The organism is Lentibacillus jeotgali (assembly GCF_000224785.1).
Classification (GTDB): Bacteria; Bacillota; Bacilli; order Bacillales; family Amphibacillaceae; genus Lentibacillus; species Lentibacillus jeotgali.
Map to the genome: position 1 here is coordinate 62,975 of NZ_AGAV01000007.1, position 22,979 is coordinate 85,953.

Annotated in this window: 19 protein-coding genes; 11 read left to right on the forward strand and 8 right to left on the reverse strand. The window is 44.1% G+C overall.

Annotated elements, in window-relative coordinates; translation table 11 throughout:
* Window positions 1-824: 824 nt before the first annotated feature.
* Both ON01_RS06710 and ON01_RS06715 read right to left on the reverse strand, forming a co-directional pair.
* Window positions 825-2,864 carry a catalase gene (locus ON01_RS06710; RefSeq protein ID WP_010530250.1) on the reverse strand — a complete coding sequence of 680 codons (2,040 nt, stop codon included), beginning with the start codon at window positions 2,862-2,864 and terminating at the stop codon, window positions 825-827.
* Window positions 2,865-3,239: 375 nt separating this feature from the next.
* On the reverse strand, window positions 3,240-4,115 hold the full coding sequence (locus tag ON01_RS06715) for a patatin-like phospholipase family protein (protein WP_245544986.1): 876 nt from the start codon (window positions 4,113-4,115) through the stop codon (window positions 3,240-3,242).
* Window positions 4,116-4,283: 168 nt separating this feature from the next.
* Here ON01_RS06715 and ON01_RS06720 point away from each other — a divergent pair, with 168 nt between their 5' ends.
* Window positions 4,284-4,886 carry a YqjF family protein gene (locus tag ON01_RS06720; protein WP_010530252.1) on the forward strand — a complete coding sequence of 201 codons (603 nt, stop codon included), beginning with the start codon at window positions 4,284-4,286 and terminating at the stop codon, window positions 4,884-4,886.
* Complete coding sequence (locus ON01_RS20210) at window positions 4,808-5,020, forward strand: DUF2071 domain-containing protein (protein WP_175284936.1); 213 nt, start codon at window positions 4,808-4,810, stop codon at window positions 5,018-5,020. The genes ON01_RS06720 and ON01_RS20210 overlap by 79 nt, the downstream gene beginning before the upstream one ends.
* 346 nt (window positions 5,021-5,366) lie before the next feature.
* Here ON01_RS20210 and sdhB read toward each other — a convergent pair whose 3' ends face one another.
* A complete protein-coding gene (gene sdhB / locus ON01_RS06730; RefSeq protein WP_010530254.1) occupies window positions 5,367-6,137 on the reverse strand; it encodes a succinate dehydrogenase iron-sulfur subunit in 771 nt (256 codons plus the stop codon).
* A gap of 171 nt (window positions 6,138-6,308) precedes the next feature.
* Between sdhB and ON01_RS06735 the strand changes: the two genes are divergently transcribed.
* A complete protein-coding gene (locus ON01_RS06735) occupies window positions 6,309-7,007 on the forward strand; it encodes an aspartate/glutamate racemase family protein (RefSeq protein ID WP_010530255.1) in 699 nt (232 codons plus the stop codon).
* Between the two features lie 468 nt (window positions 7,008-7,475).
* On the opposite strand, the gene ON01_RS06740 is transcribed toward ON01_RS06735, so the two are convergent.
* The 3 genes from ON01_RS06740 to ON01_RS06750 form a co-directional block, all read right to left on the reverse strand.
* On the reverse strand, window positions 7,476-9,119 hold the full coding sequence (locus tag ON01_RS06740; RefSeq protein WP_010530256.1) for a hypothetical protein: 1,644 nt from the start codon (window positions 9,117-9,119) through the stop codon (window positions 7,476-7,478).
* On the reverse strand, window positions 9,112-9,903 hold the full coding sequence (locus tag ON01_RS06745) for an ABC transporter ATP-binding protein (RefSeq protein WP_010530257.1): 792 nt from the start codon (window positions 9,901-9,903) through the stop codon (window positions 9,112-9,114). The genes ON01_RS06740 and ON01_RS06745 overlap by 8 nt, the downstream gene beginning before the upstream one ends.
* A gap of 88 nt (window positions 9,904-9,991) precedes the next feature.
* Window positions 9,992-11,041 carry a C45 family autoproteolytic acyltransferase/hydrolase gene (locus ON01_RS06750; protein WP_010530258.1) on the reverse strand — a complete coding sequence of 350 codons (1,050 nt, stop codon included), beginning with the start codon at window positions 11,039-11,041 and terminating at the stop codon, window positions 9,992-9,994.
* 151 nt (window positions 11,042-11,192) lie between these two features.
* Between ON01_RS06750 and ON01_RS06755 the strand changes: the two genes are divergently transcribed.
* From ON01_RS06755 to ON01_RS06765, 3 genes are all read left to right on the forward strand, one after another.
* On the forward strand, window positions 11,193-12,686 hold the full coding sequence (locus ON01_RS06755) for a BCCT family transporter (protein ID WP_010530259.1): 1,494 nt from the start codon (window positions 11,193-11,195) through the stop codon (window positions 12,684-12,686).
* 283 nt (window positions 12,687-12,969) lie between these two features.
* Window positions 12,970-13,866, forward strand: a complete 897-nt coding sequence (gene thpD / locus ON01_RS06760; protein WP_010530260.1) for an ectoine hydroxylase — start codon at window positions 12,970-12,972, stop codon at window positions 13,864-13,866.
* Between the two features lie 76 nt (window positions 13,867-13,942).
* Complete coding sequence (locus ON01_RS06765) at window positions 13,943-14,245, forward strand: hypothetical protein (RefSeq protein ID WP_029329028.1); 303 nt, start codon at window positions 13,943-13,945, stop codon at window positions 14,243-14,245.
* Between the two features lie 20 nt (window positions 14,246-14,265).
* On the opposite strand, the gene ON01_RS06770 is transcribed toward ON01_RS06765, so the two are convergent.
* Window positions 14,266-15,852 (reverse strand): peptide chain release factor 3, encoded by a 1,587-nt coding sequence (locus tag ON01_RS06770; RefSeq protein WP_010530262.1) that lies wholly within the window; start codon window positions 15,850-15,852, stop codon window positions 14,266-14,268.
* Between the two features lie 278 nt (window positions 15,853-16,130).
* On the opposite strand from ON01_RS06770, the gene ON01_RS06775 reads away from it, so the two are divergent.
* The 5 genes from ON01_RS06775 (at window position 16,131) to copZ (ending at window position 22,418) form a co-directional block, all read left to right on the forward strand.
* Window positions 16,131-16,430 (forward strand): rhodanese-like domain-containing protein, encoded by a 300-nt coding sequence (locus tag ON01_RS06775; RefSeq protein WP_010530263.1) that lies wholly within the window; start codon window positions 16,131-16,133, stop codon window positions 16,428-16,430.
* Between the two features lie 734 nt (window positions 16,431-17,164).
* A complete protein-coding gene (locus ON01_RS06785; protein WP_010530265.1) occupies window positions 17,165-19,303 on the forward strand; it encodes a heavy metal translocating P-type ATPase in 2,139 nt (712 codons plus the stop codon).
* A gap of 129 nt (window positions 19,304-19,432) precedes the next feature.
* Window positions 19,433-19,735: a metal-sensing transcriptional repressor gene (locus ON01_RS06790; protein ID WP_010530266.1), complete on the forward strand. Its 303-nt coding sequence runs from the start codon at window positions 19,433-19,435 to the stop codon at window positions 19,733-19,735.
* 12 nt (window positions 19,736-19,747) lie between these two features.
* A complete protein-coding gene (locus ON01_RS06795) occupies window positions 19,748-22,132 on the forward strand; it encodes a heavy metal translocating P-type ATPase (protein WP_010530267.1) in 2,385 nt (794 codons plus the stop codon).
* Between the two features lie 79 nt (window positions 22,133-22,211).
* Window positions 22,212-22,418: a copper chaperone CopZ gene (copZ, locus tag ON01_RS06800; RefSeq protein ID WP_010530268.1), complete on the forward strand. Its 207-nt coding sequence runs from the start codon at window positions 22,212-22,214 to the stop codon at window positions 22,416-22,418.
* Between the two features lie 192 nt (window positions 22,419-22,610).
* On the opposite strand, the gene ON01_RS06805 is transcribed toward copZ, so the two are convergent.
* On the reverse strand, window positions 22,611-22,913 hold the full coding sequence (locus ON01_RS06805; protein WP_010530269.1) for a hypothetical protein: 303 nt from the start codon (window positions 22,911-22,913) through the stop codon (window positions 22,611-22,613).
* Window positions 22,914-22,979: the final 66 nt, after the last annotated feature.

A 22,979-nucleotide genomic window follows, 5' to 3' on the forward strand; every position in this document is an offset into this window, starting at 1 on the left:
CCTTTATAATAAGTTCAATTATTTCTGATTGGGCTTTTCTAAGTATGTAATGGATTCACAGAAACACAAACTAAAATAATCTGATTTATGGGAAATTTGTACCATTTGCCAAAAATTAACACATGAAACATATGTTTTGTAGTATACTAAAGTAGGCATGTTATACAGGGTGACGCTTCTCGCGGGAAGCAGTAAAAAGTATTACGCTTTTTACTTGGCGGCTTCGAATCCCCTCAGAAAGGGGGGAGCGAGTGATTGAAATTGACAAGACTCTCGAGTTGATGTTGATGTTTGGAACACTCGTTATATTACTTGTTGACAGCGATAAAAAGAAGTAATCACCCTGTCGTCTCCGTAAACGTGGGGTAATTACTCTTTTGTGAAAATCCCGATTCGGAGTCACCGTGCCCTTACGGATAACTGCCCGGGTCGCAAGCATAAACTTGCGATCCTTTTATCGACTTCGGAAAATAACAACCAATGTCATATTATTTGTTTCCATACAAAACTATTCATCATTTCTTAATTTTAATCAGCGGCTACAAATCCATAAATGCTTGCACAATTTGTACCTTGAAATTACAATACTCTGCCCCTAATAATGTTTTATGAATCCTAGGATTAATGTTAGGGTTCTTTTTCTTTATTAAAAAAGAAATATGGAGAGCTATGATTCCAAACGCCACATTAATCCGGCATAAGGGAACGTTTATTATTGCTTCACCGGAATTGAAAGAAGAAAGTATCGTTAAAAGGGAAGACCTTGAGGGTATAAAGTAATTTCAGGAAAATAACAAACGTTACTTCCCTGAAATTGATATAAGCTATGTTCTATCCCAAAAGCGTTGCTGCGTAATGGCGGAGACAAATTCCTGTCCGAAATTTGGATTATTTGCGGCTGAAACGATGCCAAGTAAATTATTGTCTTCTGATGCCTGAATAAAAGACTGGCCAGATGAGGCAACACCTATTGGCTTATAGTGCTTATATGCTGTGTGCATGAAATACGTAATATCAGCATTAAATTTTGCCTGGTTGTTGGCGTTTCCACCAACAATGTAGATCGAGTCAAGCAGATATGGACTTGTTGTCATAAATGTATAATCAGCTTTGAGTTTTGTGCCACCTGAACCAGTGACCGTACCAAGCTTTTCGCTTATAATGTCAACAAAAACCCCGTTTTGACTTAATGTGTTACGTACATTTGTTACTTCTTCATCCTGAAAACCATCACCAATCAGTATCCCTACTTTTTGCGTTGCTGCGGAATAGGGGCTATTGACCATGCTAAGAGACGGGTAACTTGTTGTAACAGGTACATGAGATCCACTTGGCTGTTCGACACCAATATTATCAGCGACGGTAGAGGCCATTTCCTTATCAACATTGACCAGTAAATTAACGTTTTGCTGGCGGACAGATTCGTTTTTGACTCTGCCAAGTTGATAACTCAGCGCTTCGATCGTATGCTGCTTTTCGATTGGTGCCATACTGTTCCAAAAAATCCTAGGCTGTGTGAAGTAGTCTTTGAACGACTCGCTCCGGGCACGTACAGCCTGTCCTTCCACTTTTTTTGGATAATGCTCATATCCGCCTTCTTCCGGGGGTGTTGTGTTTGGCGTATTATTTGCCAACGAATTTTTATGATAGTCGACCTGGTCAACATCGATCCGGTATCTCATAGTGCCTCGTCGCGTATTATTATGATACGGGCAAATTGGTTGATTGATCGGCAAATCCTGAAAATTAGCTCCGAGACGATGGTATTGTGTACTTTGATAAGCAATTAACCTTGCCTGCAGGACAGGATCATTGGAAAAATCAATGCCAGGAACGACATTTGCCGGGTTAAATGCGACTTGTTCCAACTCCGCAAACTCGTTATCGACATTTCGATTTAATGTCATCTTACCGACAGGATGAAATGGAACAATTTCTTCCGGCCAGAATTTTGAAGGATCGAGAACATCAAAGTCGTATTTGAATTCATCCTCCATTGGGATCAGTTGAACGCCTAGTTCATACTCCGGGTATGCACCTCGGTCAATTGCTTCCCGCAGATCGCGCCGGTGGTAGTCCGGGTCGATTCCACCAATTTTTTGTGCCTCATCCATAAGCAGCGAATGGACACCAAGGAGGGGCTTCCAAGTAAATCGCACAAAGGTTGCTTTCCCTTGTTCGTTGACAAACAGATACGTATTAATCGACCATGATTCTAACATTCGATAACTTCTTGGCAGACCCCTATCAGACATAATCCACATCACCTGATGGAGTGATTCCGGATTATTGGCGACATAATCCCAAAAATTGTCGTGTGCAGCACTAGCTTGCGGCATTCCTGTGCGCGGATTAGGGAAGTATGCATGCATCATATCCGGAAACTTCATTGCATCCTGATTAATTTTTACAGGCATATCGATAGTTGTCAGATCGTAATTTCCTTCTTCTGTATAAAACTTCGTGCCCCAGCAGCGCATATCCCTTGCCGTATCCTTGGATCCTCTACTTCCTTGTACGGTAGAAAACCGGTTAAATACAGGGGTTTTTTTTCCGGCTTCTTGCAAAAACCCAGCTTTTGTATATTCTTTCATTGACTCATAGCATTCAAATTCCCCATGGGCCCCATAACCTCTTGCATGAACCACTCTTTCCGGTATCTCTTCTTTGCCAAAACGCGTCATTTTCTCGAAATATTCATAGTCCTGACGTAATGAAGGGCCCCGTTCACCGGCTTTTAATTGATCCTCATCGTTTGATATTTTTTTCCCTTGATTTGTCGTCATTGGCTTGCCTGTGTTTTGGACGCGGTACTGATTCAATTGCTCATTTTTGAGGTTTTCGTTGTTTCTCGAATTATCCATTTGGCCACCTTTCCTTTCATTAGGTCTATCTGTAATATGTGAAAAGGTTTCGAGAATATTCACCTTCACAAAATCGGAATAAGTTGACAATTATGTTTCTTTAGGGACAAAAGAAGAAAAATGGGCCGTTTTCCAACATGTACGAGATGAAATCTGAGACAGAATCAAACGTTTTGCTGAATCCGATGAATAAAATAGAGAAGCCATGAGATCGTCTCATGGCTTCTCTGTCATTCTTATGTTTAATCAGACCGCCCATTGGTACATGGAGCGGTCGCAGTTGAAAAAGATAACAGTTAGTGTGTTTTTTCTTATATTAGCAATTTACTCTCCCGGATTTGAACCCTATTTCCAGAACGTTTTTAAAATATAACACTATGAAGACAAATTCTCTTCCACATATGATGAGGGTTTTTCTGAACTTTCGAGAAAGTCCAGTAACGCTTGATGTTTCTCTTGGGCTACCTGATAACCCTGATAATATAAGGCCTCGAGCTTGTGATGGCTTTTTTCAATCCGGCTGGCTTCCAGCGGCTCCTCGGGCTGGATGATAAAAACTTCGTTGCGCGCTTCCATGGCACGTATTTTATCCATGATTTCATTGTAGCGCAGATGCCTGTTACGCAATAACTTAATAAGTTCAGGTTTTTCTTTAAACAAACGCTTATAAAACCAGTTTAATTTTGTTGGTTTTTTGACATAGTTTTTATTCCGGGTAAGTACGACGACATGCTTGCTTAATCCTTGTTCAATCAGGGGGGTGATTGGTATCGGATCAGACACTCCGCCGTCAATTAATTGTTTTCCTTTATAGGCAATGCTGGGAGCCAAAACAGGCAGTGAGCAGGAGGCTCTGATTATAGCTGACAGATCTTTCTGTTTATCAAATTGATCGTAGAAAACAGGTCTGCCGGTATTAATATCGGTTGTGCCGACAATAAATCTGGTGCTCGCCTGTGAAAAAGATTGAAATTCGAGCGGGAACGTCTGGTTAGCCAGTTTGTCAAAAATCAAATCCATGCTGAACAGTTCCTTCTTCTTCAGCAGCCGTATGATTGATATGGCGTCGCGGTTTTTACCTATGGCAGCAAGCAGGTTCGTGTTCCGGTGACGCTGTTTAGCGATATAGGAACTCCCGATCAGCGCCCCTGCTGATGCTGTGGCGACAGAAGGGAATTCAATCTGCTTATCAAGAAAATAATCCAGTACACCTACTGTAAATGCACACCGCATACCTCCGCCTTCTAACATAAGACCTGCCTCGTATTCCAAAATTCGACACTTCCTTTTTTCCATATACGAGAAATTATATCAGTCATCTGACCATCTAACAATTTATCAGTTTTGGAATCATTTACAAGCGGAAAAGATAATGAGAAAACCTGATAATTATATAGATATGAAGGAGGGCGAAAAGAAATGTATCAGTACATCTTAAACAGTACGGCACATCGTAACAGCCAGCTGCCGTGTGGTCCATGGGTCATGATGCAGCAATGGGAACAATTATTGTTTATGCACCAGCGCTTTCCGCGGCGGGTGCTTGAACATTATCTTCCTCCGGGACTTAAACTGGATACATATGACGGGGATGCTTGGATAAGTGTTATTACGTTTAGAGTAAGTCATGTACGCATTCGTGGATTTCCACCTATTCCGTTTTTGAACCGTTTTTTAGAAGTGAACGTCCGGACCTATGTGAAACGAAACGGTATGAAGGGGGTCTATTTTTTCAGTCTTGATGCAGATAAGCTGCCAGTCGTGATGGGAGCAAGGATGGCAACACTTCCATACAGCTATGCAGCTATGTCAATGAACATGCGGGATGGCATTATTTCTTTTCGCAGTGAACGTAAAGGTAAGAAGCTAGGGTCCCTAAGGGCTGCATATCAGCCGGCAGGTGAACGTTTTTATCCGGAAGGGAGGGCCTTGAAGACTGGCTGGTGGAGCGCTATTTTCTTTGGACTTATAGGAATGGCAACCTGTATAGATGTGGCATTCATCATAAAAAGTGGGAACTAAGACCAGCTGAAGCGGAGGTGGAGCAGCAGCTGCTGACCCCATTTTTGCCCGCCGGGACGATAGGTTCAAATGCCCTCGCGCATTATGCAACATCCCAGACTGCTTTGATTTGGATGATCCGGAAAGAGGGATAAGGGTTTTTTAGTAAATCTTCCCTTATCGATTGCAAGTGTATAATATTAATTATTTGAGTGGTCATTTGAATCTCATGGGTGAATAAGGTGGAAAACCGGTGATTCCTACCGCACAGATTGCTGATTTCATGCTACCCTCGCGCGAAATTCAGGGAGTGTCGCGTGATCTCATGCTACCCTCGCGCGAAATTCAGGGAGTGTCGCGCGATCTCATGCTACTCTCGCGCGAAATTCAGGGAGTGTCGCGCGATCTCATGCTACTCTCGCGCGAAATTCAGGGAGTGTCGCGCGATCTCATGCTACCCTCGCGCGAAATTCAGAACACCCGCACGACCCTATCCCGATCTTAATAGTTGTCGCTTCCAAAAAAGCTTTTAAAGGATTCGAGGGTGGCTTCCCGATTGACTGCCGCAATTGATGTGGTGATCGGGATACCTTTAGGACAAACCTGCACACAGTTTTGTGAATTGCTGCAGCCTTGCAGACCTCCTTCTTCCATAAAGCCATCAATACGCTCTTCACTATTCATTTCTCCGGTCGGGTGGGCATTTTTAAGCCGTACCTGAGGGAAGACGAACGGCCCCATGAATTCACTCTTATCATTAACATTCGGACATGCTTCCAGGCAGACACCGCATGTGAAACATTTCGAAAGTTCATAGGCCATGAGACGCTTCTTTTCATTCATCCGTGGACCGGGCCCAATGTCATATGTACCGTCAATCGGTATCCAGGCTTTTACCTGTTTCAGAGAATCAAACATGCTCTCGCGGTCAATGATCAGATCCCTTACCACTGGAAATGTGCGCATTGGCTCTATTCGAATGGGCTGTTCCAGGTCATCAATCAGCGTTGAACAAGCCTGACGGGGAACGTCGTTAATTAGCATGGAACATATGCCGCACACTTCTTCAAGGCAACTCATTTCCCACTGAATCGGAATGGTTTCTTCACCATCTTTGTTAACAGGGTTTTCCCGAATATACATGAGTGCAGAAATAATATTCATGTTAGGACTGTACGGGATTGAGAATTCTTCCTTATATGGTTCGGAGCTAGGATCTTTTTGTCGTTCTATGATTAAATGAATTGTTTTTTCTTCCGTTGTTGCAGCCAATTTGATTTCTCCTTTCTGGATCGATTTAAACTTCGGATACCAGCAGTGAATGACGAGTTGATAGTAATAGTATTGGAACACAGTGTTAAATTTATACAACGGGAATAATGTGTGATATAATAATAATAGATAAGTTTTCCGATTAAAATACTCAGCTAAAGGGTGGATACGATGAAACGTGCAGGAATAGTCGGCGGGCTTGGACCTGAATCAACAGTTGATTACTATCAATCATTCATTCAAAAGTATCAGGACCGGATGAACAGCAAACAGACATTGCCGGAATTGTATATTAACAGCATCAATATGTATCATATTTTTAAATTTATCAGCGAAGACCGGCTTAATGACCTTAGCGATTATGTGGGCGAAGCAGCGAAAAAGCTGGAAGAAACCGGAGCTGCCTTTGCTGTCGTATCGGCGAACACCCCGCATATCGTGTTTGAACAGATCCGGGAACACGTAACGATTCCAATGATCAGCATCGTGGAAGCAACGTATGATAAAGCAGACGAGCTGGGTCTGCAAAACGTTGGTCTGCTGGGGACAAAATTTACGATGGAACATGACTTTTTCAAGAAGCCATTTCAGTCAGGCGGCAAAAAAATTGTGGCGCCTTCTGAAGAAGACCAGCAATTCATTCATCAGCGGATCGTGGATGAATTGGAAAATGGTATTGTAAAAGAGGAGACGAAGCAGGCGTTTCTGCAAATCATCAACAAAATGATGAAGCAAGAACAACTGGACGGCCTGATTCTTGGCTGTACGGAACTGCCGATGATCCTGAAAGACGGGGATGTCGATATTCCGCTTTTGAACACGACAGAAATTCATGTTGATAAAATGGTGGAGCTAACGTTTTCGGATTAGTATTTGAGAAGATTGATTTTGGCAGTAGCCAAACATTTTCCGTTAGGGAAGTAGGATGAATCCAAACTCGTGCGAGCCCGTCTACAACTTGTGCGGGAAACATCCAAACTCGTGCGGGATCCGCCTCAACCCGTGCAGAAACCACACAAATTCATGCGACGGCGCCCCAGCTCCAACGAGGCAACTCCAAGCAAGGCAATACAAAAACAGAGGCTGAGACAAAAGTATTTAAGGTAAAGAAAAATGGGCTCCTAAACTAGCGGAGGAAAAATACGGAGACTCCTGGGGGAGCATAGGCCTAGATGAGACCCCGCAGTGCGAAGCACGAGGAGGCTCATCAGCCGCCCCCGGAAAGCGTAGTATTTTTCCGAAGCGGTCGTTATAAGATATACCAACATTGTATTAGAATTTTCCGACTTTCATTGGTCTTTAGTATTGCGTATTTCAGTTATGTCCCAGCCTCTGTTTTCAACCTTGCTTCAACTGTGCATCATTATTTCGAAATATAATCAGCCAGCTAACGACCGTCACAATCAGTAAGGCGCCGATGTAAAAATAAATGCCATAGCTGAACGATAGCACGATATAATGAACGAGAGCGAACAATCCTGCCATAAGACTAAGTAAGATGTTAAAAGCTGTATTCGTGTCCTGTGCTAGTTCAAATGACTGGCTAAAGGGATAGGTGCGATTATTAAGCAGCTTATACGAGATAATTGTGTGCAGCCACCCACCCAGCAGGACCGCGACCAGATCTGGTGCAATCCGTGGAGAAAAAATAAATAGAAACACCACACTCAGCACCGCGAAAACCGGCAGATAAAGTTTAACGAAAAAGGCTTTAATAGCACCGCGATGCAGTGATAAGGAGTCTGCGAGCGATACCGTGCGCAATATCCAGCTACCATTGTAGTTTTCCGAGTATTTGAGCATGTGAATGGCGGCTGGAATCATAATACTGCCTATATAGATGGTTAAATACATTTTGCTGTCACCGATATTCCCGGTCAACTCATTATTGAACGAGTTAAACAAAAAGACAAACGGAAAAAATAGTGCAAAGCCTAATGACGGATACACCTTTAATTTGAAATCCCGTTCTTTTTTCATCATGGCAGAGGCAAATTGGAAAAATACGCGTTCTTCCCGGTTGAAACAGACAAGGCGTGACCAAAGATGATCCAATTTGAATAATTTTTGCCTGCTTGTTCCGGATTCGTTCAAAAGCTTCTCCAAATTCCGCTCAAATGAAGGCATTAGCCGTGCGTATATGATAATCGAAATGATGGGAACAAATAATGCCAGCAAAGACAGAAAGATAATGCCACTGGACATATTTTGCCTCAACAGAAGCTCAAACGGCGCCCCAAACCAAATCGGCGGTATAAAAACATGCCACCAGCTGAACGTATACGATACGGTTAAATCAATCACTTCAAAGGAACGTGCAAGCAGCTGGTAACCCACAACAATACCAACTGATAACAAAATTTGGACGTAATTGATGATGTCTTTTAATAGCTCCCCGCTGAAGATTTGCAACGTGAATATGTATATAAGAGCTGTCAGTGCAATGATAAAGATCAGGTTCAGGAGAATAACGCCTATAAACAACAATGAAAAAAGAATCCCTTTTGTAAAAATCATCACGATAAATGGGGCTGCTAAAAAAGCGCCTGCCAACAAGGCGATGTACATACCGACATGCACCATTTTGGCTGCACTGATGGCTTTTTTGCTGACGGGTTTTGTGCCAATGATATTTTTGTCCCGGACATCCAGCAGAACAGAAGTGAAGTCGGAAATCATCGATGTCATCAGAAAAAACATGGTGATGCCAAACAGGAGACTCATCTGCAGCATGTAATGGTCGCCGAAAAATAAAAACGGAACACTGATGAGTCCATAAAGCGCATACAGCCATAATGATTTCAGAAATTGATTGCCTTGTTTCTTTTTCGATGAATCCATGTTGAAAATGGTAGGCACCCGACGTTGATCCATCGTCAATTTCAGCTGTAGGATCTTGCGCATATCGTCATAATCTATTCCGAGCCGCCTGAACAAAAATTGAAAACGATCGAGAAATCTTAATGAACTGAAATCATTCATGGCGCGATTCCCCGCTTACAATGCTGACGAAGTTTCCGGCGACATCATGATGTTCATCAAATCCGGTCAACTGATTGAATATTTGCTCTAGTGATCCTTCTTTACTTTGTTCCTTTAACTCGGCAAAACTGCCATCAGCCGCGACTGCCCCGTCAACCAATAAAACAATCCGGTTGCTGATTTTCTCGACAACATCCATGATATGCGAGGAGTAAAAGATCGTTTTTCCCTGTGCTGCCAGCTGAGCGAGAATTTCTTTTATAATCATCACGCTATTGGCATCAAGCCCGTTTAACGGCTCATCGAGGAAAAGCAGATCCGGGTCGTGCAGAAGGCTCGAGATGATTAAAACTTTCTGTCGCATCCCTTTGGAGAATGCGGAAAGGCGTGTGTGGAATACATGGTCCAGTTCGAATTCCTGCATTAATTGGCGTGCTTTGGTTTCTGCCACATCTTTATCAAGACCATAAAGCTCGCCAATAAAGGTGAGATATTCGCTTGCCGTAAGATTGTCGTAGATTTCCGCATTTTCCGGAACATAACCGATTCGCCGTTTATATGTATGGTCACCGGTTGCAATGTCCCGGCCGAATATTTCAACAGTGCCCTGATAATCTTCTATTAAACCGAGCATGATTTTGACTGTTGTGCTTTTGCCGGCACCATTCGGGCCGATGTAACCGATGATTTGTCCCTGATACACATCCAAATTGATGCCATTTAAGACATATTTTCCGCCCAGGCTGATAGTCAGGTCATTGAGCGACAATACTTTCTCAGTCATTTTAATTCCCCCCAATTGAACAAAACAGTATACCAATTTTAACATATAATGGTATTTTTGAGGGGGTCAGATTTAAGGAACAATCGTCCTATTGCAACGCCATATTCACAAATGGCTTAGGATAATCAAGCTCGCCTTTAATCTGTTTGATGTGAATGTTTCCTCCATGGAGCCATTTGCCAAAATCAAAAATAACCGGTCTTCGGTCAGGGCCGATTGCGAACCAGGCTTTCATTTGTTTTGGAAAATAAGCTGCCGTATGAAGCGTTCCGGCTGCTGCATCATATTTGAATGAGTAGATATCCTTATCTGAATCATTCATCAGCCTGAATGACGCGTATGGGTCAGCGGCATACTGCTGCTGCTCCTGAATCGCATTTTCCCGCCTGCGCGACTCATCCTGCCGGTAGCGGTTCTCCTCATCAAGCAGATGAAAATGGTTGGTGCAAACATTGGACTTCCGCACGGCAACCTCTCTTGGCGATGCCTCTACGACATAAGATTCACCGCTTTTATCCAACAGTACATAACTGAATGAGTGCCGATGCGGTATTTCTTTTAGCAGTGAAATGGCCTCATCCACGTCCGCGCAGGTTTCAAGGATTATCCGTCCGATCATGTTACAGATGAAACCGTCGCTTGATTGTTTGCGATGGGTGAAGTTGTATCCCATGACGAGCCCTTTCTCATTTAGACCATCAACCCGCCCGGTTATCTGCATGGTTGGTCCGATGACGGCGTACCCTTGGTCAGTTGGCTGATAAATCATATAACGCCCTTCATAGCCAATCGGATGACTGTCATAATTGCGAATCATGTAGTCAGAATCTGTGAAAATCGAACAGCCGCTCCGGTTATATTCCAGATAATAGCCGCCGAACATGCGAATGGCCTCTTCCATATTCAGCTGCAATGCATCAGTGAGTCCGCGGATTTCGCCCCAGACACCGGGGGCAAACCTAAGGATGACCTGTTTGACCTCATCGGGATTTATCAGGAAATGCCGGTCTTTTTTCGGTTCCCATTGTTTCCTGCGATTAATCAGAACAGGGGAGTCCCTGAGCTGTTCCCCTTGTATATAGCCAAAATCATAATGCGTTCCCCGATATTGTATAACGTCGCTCCAGAATTGTTTCAAAGCAGTCAGCCCTCTTTCTTTTAAACTAATGTCAGTTTAAGGGATGTGTCTGTGAAAGCAAATGAATCTGTTTCTGATCCGCATTTCTGTATAGAAAGAATTCAGTTCAGAAAAACTAAAATAACCATGCGGATAGGAAGGTTTTGAGGATATGAAAAAGGTAACAATGGTATTTTGGATCACCCTGGCACTTACACTTGCATTATCACTATTTGGGGTCATTACCCCGGACAGATTTGAAAGTATCTCGGGGTTGATTATGAGTTATATTTCTGCCCACTTCGGCTGGTTCTATTTATTAATTGTCACGTTGTTCGTGTTATTTTGTATATATTTGGTTTTTAGTCCCTATGGCAAAATCAAACTCGGAAGACCCGGCGAAGAACCGGAATTCAGCTATACATCATGGCTCGCCATGCTTTTTAGTGCTGGTATGGGGATCGGTCTTGTGTTTTACGGGGTCGCATCACCGGTTTCTCATTATATTAAAACACCCCCCACAGCTGAAGCCGGGACCAGAGAAGCACTTGAAGATGCACTGCGCGTGACGTTTTTCCACTATGGCATTCATGCATGGGCAATCTATGCAGTCATTGCGCTTGTCCTGGCGTACTTTATGTTCCGTCATGAAAAACCCGGTCTGGTAAGTGCTTCATTGGAAACGTTATTTGGCGACAAAATGAAGGGAGCATGGGGGAAGGCTGTCGATGTCATTGCTGTGTTCGCAACGATAGTCGGTGTGGCAACGACACTTGGTTTTGGAGCCACGCAAATTAATGGCGGCATCGCTTTCCTGTTTGATATTCCCATTTCGTTCTGGGTCCAGCTCATTATTATTCTGATCGTAACTGTTTTATTTATGATTTCCACCTACACCGGGCTCAGCAGAGGCATTAAGTACTTGAGCAATGCCAATATGGGTCTGGGTGCGATATTATTTTTAGCTACATTAATTCTCGGCCCCAGTTTATATATCATTAATTCATTTACGGACTCAATCGGTTCTTATCTGCAGCAGCTCCCTTCCGAAAGTTTTCGATTGGCTCCGAATGATGATGATGAACGGCAATGGGTATTGGACTGGACGGTCTTTTTCTGGGCGTGGTGGATTGCCTGGTCCCCGTTTGTCGGGATATTCATTGCCCGTGTATCAAAAGGACGTACGATCAGGGAATTTGTGGCTGGTGTTTTGATTGTGCCGTCAGTCGTCAGTTTTTTGTGGTTTTCAGCATTTGGCATATCAGGCATTGACGCACAGAATAGTGGCGCCGATATCGCCGAACTCCCAGATGAGCAGGCATTGTTCGGGATGTTTGATCAGCTGCCGTTCGGGATGATTTTATCGATTATAGGGATTCTCTTGATCAGTACTTTTTTCATTACATCAGCCGATTCGGCAACATTTGTCCTAGGTATGCAGACGACCAATGGATCCATGTCACCCCCGACAACGGTAAAATTCACGTGGGGATTTGCACAGTCGGCAATTGCAGCCGTATTACTTTACACGGGCGGTTTGCAAGCCTTGCAAAATGCGCTGATTTCTGCAGCGCTTCCATTCTCAGTTATTATGCTGCTGATGGTTGCTTCGTTTTATAAAGCGCTTAAAATTGATAAAGAGAAGAACTGGACAAAGAAAAAATGAAACGCTGAAACTGCCCTTACTGACTGGAGTCGGTGGGGCAGTTTATTTTTAGAATAACGGAAAGCGGATCGTAACTGTTTTTATCAATGTCTATTCACTTGCATTCATTAGGGTTTATTTGTACAATAATTTTAAAAGATTTTTATATTAGGTAATTTAGGAGTTAATTAAGAAGGTTGAGGTGTCGTTAAAACAACCATGCAGGAAAGTTTCCCGGCTAACCAGGAAACTTAATAGCATATATAACTTAAAGTGAAAAATTTTAATAGGGAGTGTTGTTATAATGGAAGATCTTTATCCATCACGAAAAAAGGACCAGCCGGAGATATTGGAACGGAAGGACCCTGTGATACACACGGATCGATCCAAAGATAATCAGGCCCCTATTTCAAAAGAACAGCTTGATTCCTATGAGAAAAATGGGTTTTTGCAGATCGAGAGTTTCTTCTCTGATGACGAAGTGACAGACATGCAGAAAGCCATTTTTGAATTACAGGATTCGAACAAAGATGTCACTTCCGACAAAGTGATCCGTGAGCCGGAAAGTGATGACATCCGTTCAATTTTTCACGTCCATAAAGACGACAACTATTTCAAAAATGTTGCAAATGATCAGCGGATACTCGATATCGTGAACCATCTGCTTGGAAGCGATGTCTATATACACCAGTCGCGTATTAATTATAAGCCTGGTTTCAAAGGGAAAGAATTTGAATGGCATTCAGACTTTGAAACCTGGCACGTTGAGGATGGCATGCCGCGGATGCGTGCGGTCAGTTTATCGATTGCCTTATCCGACAACTATACATTTAACGGGCCTTTGATGCTTATACCGGGGTCCCAAAACTACTATGTCAGCTGTGTAGGGGAAACACCTGATAATAATTATAAGGAATCGCTGAAAAAACAGAAATTTGGTGTACCTGATGAAGACAGCCTGCGCTGGCTTACTAAAAATGGCAGCGGGATTTCCGTGCCAACAGGAAAAGCAGGCTCGATTACACTGTTTGAATGCAATACGATGCATGGTTCAACGAGCAACATCACGCCATATCCGCGCAACAATTTGTTTATGGTGTACAACAGCGTGGAAAACCGCTTAGTTGAGCCGTACTCGGGCGGCAGAAAACGTCCGGAATATATAGCTGTACGGGAAAGCGGTATTCCAGCTATGAGCTGATTTAATTAGTCTATCGCCGGGAAACTTTCCTGATTTAATCTTGGCGTTAAAACGACCGTCTCAAAAGGGGGAACTTTTGGGGCGGTTGTTTTTTGTTTGGTGTATAGGTCGGCGAATATCGGCAGAAACGGTTCAGATATCAGCAGAAGAGGGGGAGGTATCGACAGAAAAGGATGGAAATCATCAGAAGAGGGGAGATATCGACAGAAGAGAGTGGAAATCAGCAGAGGAGGGGGAGGTATCGACAGAAGAGGATGGAAATCAGCAGAGGAGGGGAGATATCGACAGAAGAGAGTGGAAATCAGCAGAAGAGCAAGAAAAGAAGACCATCAGATTAAAACCACAGTCAATAGCCCATAAAAAACAGCCCGCAGAATGAGAATTCCGCAGGCTATACGGTTATGTTGTCTGATCATACTGGTTCACATCAAACAGATCGATCAATTCGATATCCGGGTGATTATCTTTGAACCAGTTCAGCGAAAAGTCATTTTTGAACAGGACAACGTAATTGTCGGAGCGGTCCCGGACAAGCATATTCCGCTCATCGTACATCGATGGATCCACCTGGTCAGACTTCAGCCACCGTGGTACCCGTTCGCCAATTGGCTCGAGCATGACTTCTACATTATACTCATTCCGCATGCGGTATTGGAAGACCTCATATTGCAGCTCACCGACCGCACCCAGAATGTATGATTCGGAACGGTAATGTTTATACAATTGAATGGCGCCTTCCTGGACGAGCTGTTCGATGCCTTTTTTAAACTGCTTGGCCTTCATGACGTTTTTGGCTGTGACGCGCTTAAATTGCTCCGGCGGGAATTGCGGAAGCTCCTGATATTCGAATAGGTCTTTTCCTTCCAACAATGTGTCACCGATTTGATAAGCGTTCGGGTCGTAAACACCGATGATATCACCGGCATACGCTTCCTGAACCGTGTCACGGTCAGAAGCGACAAACTGCTGCGATTGTGCTAGTTTGATTGGCTTTCCGGTACGTGCCAGTTTCACACTCATGCCGCGTTTGAATTTCCCGGAACAAACTCTCAGGAAAGCGACTCTGTCTCGATGATTAGGGTTCATGTTAGCCTGGATTTTGAAAATAAAACCGGAAAAATCCGGGTTATCCGGTGAAATGACACCTTCCGTTGATTTGCGCGGTGCGGGTTCCGGAGCCATCGAAATAAACGTGTCAAAAAAGGTTTGTACGCCAAACGGAGCCAGTGCACTTCCGAAAAAGACCGGTGTCTGCTCGCCGGAAAGGATTGCCTCGAGTGAGAATTCATCACCAGCTTCCTCAACCAGTGAGAGTTCATCCTTGGCCGCCTCGTAAGTTGCGTTGGACACGAGTTCGTCATGCTCCGGTTTATCGAGATCTTCGTAGGGAATATAAGTTTCTTCTTCATTCCCGTTATACTGAATAAACTGATTCCCGTGCCGGTCAAATGTGCCGAGAAATCGTTTGCCCATGCCGGCCGGCCAGGTCATCGGATATGTTTCAATATCAAGTACTTCTTCGATTTCTTCCAGCAATTCGAGCGGCTCGCGTCCTTCACGGTCAAGTTTATTGATAAATGTAAAAATAGGGATGCCGCGCATTTTACATACTTTAAACAATTTGATTGTCTGTGCTTCAATCCCTTTTGTTGCATCAATGATCATGACAACACTGTCCACCGCCGTTAATGTCCGGTACGTATCCTCACTGAAATCCTCGTGTCCGGGGGTATCCAGAATATTGACCTGATAGCCGTTATATGGAAAATTCATCACACTGGACGTCACCGAAATGCCGCGCTGTTTTTCAATTTCCATCCAGTCTGATGTGGCGAATTTGCCCGACTTTTTCCCTTTCACGGTACCGGCTGAGCGAATCAAATTGCCGAACAACAGCAGTTTCTCGGTCATTGTAGTCTTCCCGGCGTCCGGGTGCGAAATGATTGCAAATGTTCGCCGCTTTTTCACTTCATCATGTACTTCCATAAAAATCCCTTCCATTTTAGATTTTATTTTTGTATTCTGACTTCGATGGGGGATTTTAATTTACATCGGAAAGATTCTCCTTTATTTTGTTTAAAAAGTCGTCGTTTGATACGTACAAACGATAGCATGTCGGAGGTGTTTAGTCAATCTGTTCCAGGATATGCATGCGGAATAAAATGAGGAATTAAAGAGGCGTTAAGTGCTCAAATACTTGCCTTTTTAAAAAACATTCATATATCCTTGCCCTTATAGGTATTAAAATTTGAGGAGGTAATCTTATGAAACAAATAACAACCAAACAATTGGCGGAAAAAATTAAAGATAATGAGAACGTGAACGTGATTGATGTCCGGGAAGATGAGGAAGTGGCACAAGGAAAAATTCCAGGTGCAAAGCATATTCCATTAGGAGAAGTTCCTGAGCGTCTTGATGAAATAGACAAAAACAAACACTACTATATGGTATGCCGTTCCGGTGGCAGAAGCGGCAGGGCGAGTGAATTTCTGGATGCTCAAGGCTATGATATCACCAATGTGGATGGCGGCATGCTTCAATGGGATGAGGATGTTGAAAAATAACGCCTGCTGATAGAAAAGCTTCCTTATCACAGGTGGTAAGTGATGACACTATGCGATTAGAGCGAAAAAGTATAAGAAACTTCAATCAGTGGGAGCGTTTTGGCCCCGCTGATTGTTAGTTGAACAGAATCGGGCATTAATTGGCAGTTGGCCTTTTTGGTTTACCGCATCGTCTTTGAGTAGGAATACTACTGCCAGTTATGCGGGATAGATTTATTTAAAAACACCGGCGCTATTGTACGCCGGTGTTTTACTTATAGAGTAGAAAAAGATCACGATAAAGCACAATGACAATCTTCCGGCTCGTGCGAGAACCAGGTTGACTTGTGCAAGAGGTACTCGAACCTATGCGGGAACAGTACCAACCTGTGCGAGGTGCTGTTGAACTTGTGTCGGAACAGCGTGAATTTGTGCGAAAGGCGCCCGAACTTGTGCGGCAGCATCCCCAACTTGTGTGAGAGACGCTTGAACTTGTGCAGGAACAGCCCCAACTCGTGCGAGAGACACTTGAAACTCGTGCAGGAACAGTGAAATTGTACCCATCAAAGTAGACATCTTGAAAATCATGCAAGAAGAATCGAACTCTCACAAAATATTATCAGTAGACTTTAATAATTTGCAGGATTATAATGTTTACATATTACCCTAAGGGGGTATATGTATAAATGAATCATAAAAATTCCGCCATGTAGAAAACTATTAAAGTAAGTGGCTTGAGAAAGGAGGACCATATAATGAGTAACAATCATAAGAAACATAATAGTAGTCATGCTGAACATCAGCATGATCACCAGCATAGGGAAGAGGAACATCAACATGACCAAAACCATAAGAGCACTCACGAGCATCATCACCATCATGATGGCGCACACCATGATCATAGCAGCCATGACGACCACCAGGGGCACGATCATCATGGGCACGGCCATCATGATCATGGCGATATGGTCAGTGATTTCAAAAAACGATTTTATATTTCTTTAGCTACTACCATACCAATATTAATTCTGTCACCGATGATTCAGAATTTTATTGGTGTCGATTGGCGTTTTCCATTTGATCAGTATATCCTGTTCGCGCTTGCGACATTTGTATTCTTTTACGGCGGGTGGCCGTTCATTACTGGCGGTGTAAGTGAGCTTAAAGATAAAAACCCAGGTATGATGACACTGATCGGACTGGCCATTCTTGTCGCATATGGATACAGCTCACTGACTGTTTTCGGCTGGGAAGGCAAAGATTTCTTCTGGGAACTGGCCACATTGATTGATATCATGCTGCTTGGTCACTGGATTGAGATGCGGTCGGTCATGGGTGCATCCAATGCCCTGGAAGAACTGGTCAAACTTATGCCGAATGAAGCACATAAGCTCGATGAGAATGACAATGTGACAGATGTGCCTACCTCTGAGTTGAAACATGATGATAAGGTGCTTATAAAACCTGGCGAAAAAATACCAGTCGACGGGACGATTTTTGAAGGCAATTCAGCGATTGATGAGTCGATGCTGACTGGTGAGTCGGTTCCAATCGAGAAAGAAAAGGGCGATGAAGTGATTGGCGGATCGGTTAACAAGGAAGGCTCAATTAAAGTTACCGTTGAAAAAACCGGCGAAGATTCGTACCTTTCCCAGGTCATTACCTTAGTCCGGGAAGCACAGGAATCAAAGTCAAAGACACAGGATTTGACAAACCGTGCGGCCAAATGGCTGTTTTACATCGCCCTTGCATCAGGGTTTATCACATTATTCATTTGGCTGTTATTAGGCTATCAGTTCGATGCTGCTTTGGAGCGGATGGTCACGGTTATGGTTATCACCTGTCCGCACGCACTTGGGCTAGCAGCGCCGCTCGTTATTGCCGTTTCAACATCGATTTCGGCTAAACAGGGACTTCTGATCCGCAATCGTGCCAATTTTGAAGGCGCACGCAATTTAAATGCGGTTGTGTTTGATAAGACCGGTACGCTGACAAAAGGCGAATTCGGCGTCACCAATATCGTGCCTCAGGAAGGATACGAAGAAAATGATATTCTGACATGGGCGGCAAGTCTTGAGCAGAATTCGGAACATCCGATTGCGGCCGGCATTGTCAATTCTGCTAAGGACAAAGATCTTCAACTGAAAAAAATAGAGGAATTTGAATCGATTACAGGAAAAGGCATTGAAGGCAAAATCGAGGGCAGGAAAGTCAATGTTGTTAGTCCCGGTTATGTCGCTGATAACACTATGGATTATGACCAGGATCAGTTTGAACATTTATCTGAAGAGGGCAAAACCGTCGTCTTTTTGCTGCTGGATGATGAACTGGCTGGCATGATCGCTTTGGCGGATATGGTTCGCGAAACGGCCAAAGAGGCTGTCGCATCATTAAAAGAAGAAGGAATACACACTATTATGTTGACCGGCGATAATCAAAAGGTCGCTGACTGGGTAGCAAAACAAATCGGGATTGATGAGGTCTACGCAGAAGTGCTTCCTGATGATAAAGCGAACCAGGTGAAGAAGATTAAACAAAAAGGCTGGGAAGTCGCTATGACGGGTGATGGCGTTAACGACGCACCGGCACTGGCTACAGCCGACTTGGGCATTGCCATCGGGGCTGGTACAGATGTTGCGATGGAATCAGCCGATGTTGTTCTCGTTAAAAGCAACCCAAAAGATGTGGTATCACTGATGAATCTTTCCGGCAAAACATACCGAAAAATGGTCCAGAACCTGTGGTGTGCAGCAGGCTATAATATTGTCGCCATACCGCTGGCGGCAGGGGTGCTGGCACCGATTGGCCTTATTCTCAGTCCGGCAGTCGGTGCAGTACTGATGAGCCTGAGTACGATTATTGTGGCGATCAACGCCAAGCTGTTAAAGGCGTAATATTTTAAAAAGGAAATCGGTCTTGCTGCCGGTTTCCTTTTTATTATCCGACATTATTTTGTGTTTTTACGTTGACAAATATACGAAAGGGGGGTATCCTATAATTAGAAAATGAAAGGAGTGAGGCAGATGGGCGAACATTTGCGTGATCACCCGGTAACGCCCCGGTCCGACTCTGAAAAACAGGCGGTTGTGAACCGCCTGAAGCGGATTGAGGGACAGGTACGGGGTATCCAGAAAATGGTTGAAGAAGATCGTTATTGCGTTGATATATTAGTGCAGATCAGTGCGATCAACGCTGCGTTGAAAAAAACAGGCTTCTCCATCGCGGAACGGCATACGAAGCATTGTGTCAGCGATGCAGTGCAATCCGGTGAAGGGGATGAAGCAATTGAGGAATTAATGGAGGTTATGAAGCAGTTTTCCAAGTAGGGGGGATAAAAAATGAGCGAATCAGAACATACAACGCTTGGTGTAACAGGGATGACCTGTGCTGCCTGCTCCAACCGTATTGAAAAAGTACTCAATAAAATGGATGGTGTCGAAGCGAAAGTCAATTTAACAACAGAAAAAGCCTCTGTAGACTACAATCCTTCTTCGGCATCTATTGATGATATAAGTGCTAAAATCGAAAAACTGGGTTATGGCGTTCAAACCGAAAAAGCAGAATTTGACGTTTATGGGATGACGTGTGCTGCTTGTTCCAACCGTATTGAGAAGGTGCTTAATAAACAAAGCGGTGTCAAGCTTGCCAATGTTAATTTGGCAACGGAAAGTGCAGCTGTTGAATACAACCCGGGTCTGATGGAAGCAGACGATATTATTGGACGGATCCGGAAACTTGGCTATGATGCCGATGTAAAAGCCGATCAGGAAGATAAGCAGTCACAGAAGGAAAAGCAGATTCAGCGGATGAAAATGAAGCTAATCACGTCCGCTGTACTGTCGGTACCGCTTCTGATGACAATGCTTGTACACCTGTTTGGCATGAGTGTACCGGATATCCTGATGAATCCGTGGTTCCAATTTGCCCTGGCAACCCCGGTGCAATTCATTATTGGCTGGCAGTTTTACGTAGGCGCTTATAAAAACCTCCGCAATGGCGGGGCCAACATGGATGTGCTTGTCGCATTAGGTACGAGTGCCGCGTATTTTTACAGCCTGTACGAAGCCGCGAAAACAATCGGGAACCCGGCGTATATGCCGCATCTCTATTTTGAAACAAGTGCCATTTTAATCACGCTCATTCTTTTCGGTAAATATCTGGAGACGAACGCGAAAAGTAAAACAACCGTTGCCCTGTCGAAGCTTTTGGATCTGCAGGCCAAACAGGCGCGTGTCATTCGCAATGATGCGGAAGTGATGATTCCGGTTGAGGATGTGGCAGTCGGTGACAGACTTATGGTCAAACCAGGCGAAAAATTCCCGGTTGACGGGATCGTTATGAAAGGCAAAACGTCAGTTGACGAATCGATGATCACCGGTGAATCGATCCCGGTTGAAAAAGAACTTCAATCAAATGTCATCGGGTCGACCATCAATAAAAACGGAACAGTCGAAATGGAAGCAACGAAAGTCGGCAAGGATACAGCACTCGCATCGATTGTAAAAGTGGTGGAGGATGCGCAGGGGTCCAAAGCACCGATCCAGCGGCTGGCAGACGTTATTTCCGGCTATTTCGTTCCGATCGTCGTGGGGATTGCTCTTTTGACATTTGTTATCTGGATTGTATTTATACAGCCGGGCGCATTTGAACCGGCGCTGGTTGCCTCAATCGCCGTGCTCGTCATTGCCTGTCCGTGTGCCTTGGGGCTGGCAACCCCGACATCGATTATGGTCGGTACTGGCAAATCTGCTGAAACCGGTATTTTGTTTAAAGGCGGCGAACACCTAGAACGGACTCATCAGCTGGATGCGGTGATCTTGGATAAAACTGGTACCATTACAAAAGGTAAACCTGAAGTCACGGATTTCACCGGCGATCAAGAAACGTTGAAGTTGCTGGCCAGTGCAGAAAAAGGCTCTGAACACCCGCTGGCGGAAGCGATTGTCGCATATGCAACTGAGCGTCATGTCGATTTGGCTGATGCCGATGCGTTTGAAGCTGTGCCAGGCCGGGGCATCAAAGGAGTTGTTTCCGGTAAGGACGTACGCGTAGGAACGCGCGAATTGATGGCTGAAAAAAACGTCACAATCGAAGGTGCGGACCATGACATGGCCGGCTATGAAACGGATGGTAAAACCGCGATGCTGATTGCTGTAAATGGTGAGTACCGCGGGATTGTTTCGGTAGCTGATACGATTAAGGATACAGCTGTTGAGGCAATCAATCAGCTGCACGAACAGGGGCTTGAAACCATCATGCTAACCGGTGATAACGAACGCACTGCACAGGCGATTGCCAGGCAGGTTGGCATCGATCAGGTTATTGCACAAGTTTTACCAGAGGTAAAAGCGGATAAAGTAAAAGAGATACAGCTTCAAGGAAAAAAGGTCGCTATGGTCGGTGACGGCATCAATGATGCGCCGGCACTAGCCGTTGCAGACATCGGGATTGCCATCGGTACGGGCACTGAAGTTGCTATTGAAGCAGCAGATGTGACGATCCTCGGCGGTGAATTGCTGCTGATACCAAAAGCGATTGGCATCAGTAAAGCCACAATCAGAAATATCCGGCAGAATTTGTTCTGGGCGTTCGCCTATAACAGTGCCGGTGTCCCAATCGCAGCTGCCGGATTGCTGGCGCCATGGATTGCCGGCGGAGCCATGGCACTAAGTTCCGTAAGCGTTGTATCCAACTCACTTCGCTTAAAGCGAGCTAAGATATAGAGCGCTACTGTGGAGCGGTTTCCTCCACAGTAGGTTGAGAAACCTTTAACAAATATTTTTTAAAAGGAGAGATGTCATTATGCAAACGACACTGGATGTAAAAGGAATGACATGCGGTCATTGCGAGAGTGCTGTTAAAGGCGCACTAGAAGGAATAGAAGGGGTACAAGGCGTTGAAGTAAGCCTTGACACTGGCAAAGTTAATGTCATATATGATGAAGCAATCGCAAACATTGAATCAATGCGTGCGGCAGTGGAAGAGCAAGGCTACGATGTTGTTGTTTAAGACAACTCTCTAATAGTAGTTGTTCAAAAATAAATAAGAGGTTGGGACATAACTAATGATACTTTTGTCTCGACCTCTTTTTTGAAAAATAGGTAAAAAATCTTGGCCCTGCCACAGTGTGTTCACTGTGGTATCTTTATAGGATGAGAAACCATCATGGAATGCATTTATGTAAGACAAGAAGGTAAATGATTACCTTCTCATGCCTCTCTCTTTTAGTCTTACCGGTGCAGAATCGTTTTTTTCTTTAATATAATGTTCATTATCCTTCGTTAAATCGTCTAATTTCCGGACAGCTTTTTCAAACTCTTGTCTCGTAAGTTGATTTGTAGCCATTAACGAACATAGCATAGCATATGCCATGGGTGTCGTATCAATGAGGATACTTACATCAACATCCGAATTACCACTGTCCCGGACGATCGATTCAACTGATTTCTTAACTTCAGCCTGTTTCCTGTCTTCTAATGGGAACACATTGTCTAGGTTTTCCATGGTTGCTCCTTTCTTGTTTGAAATATCTTATCAAAGTGGGATAGTTCTATCCCACTTTGATAATTA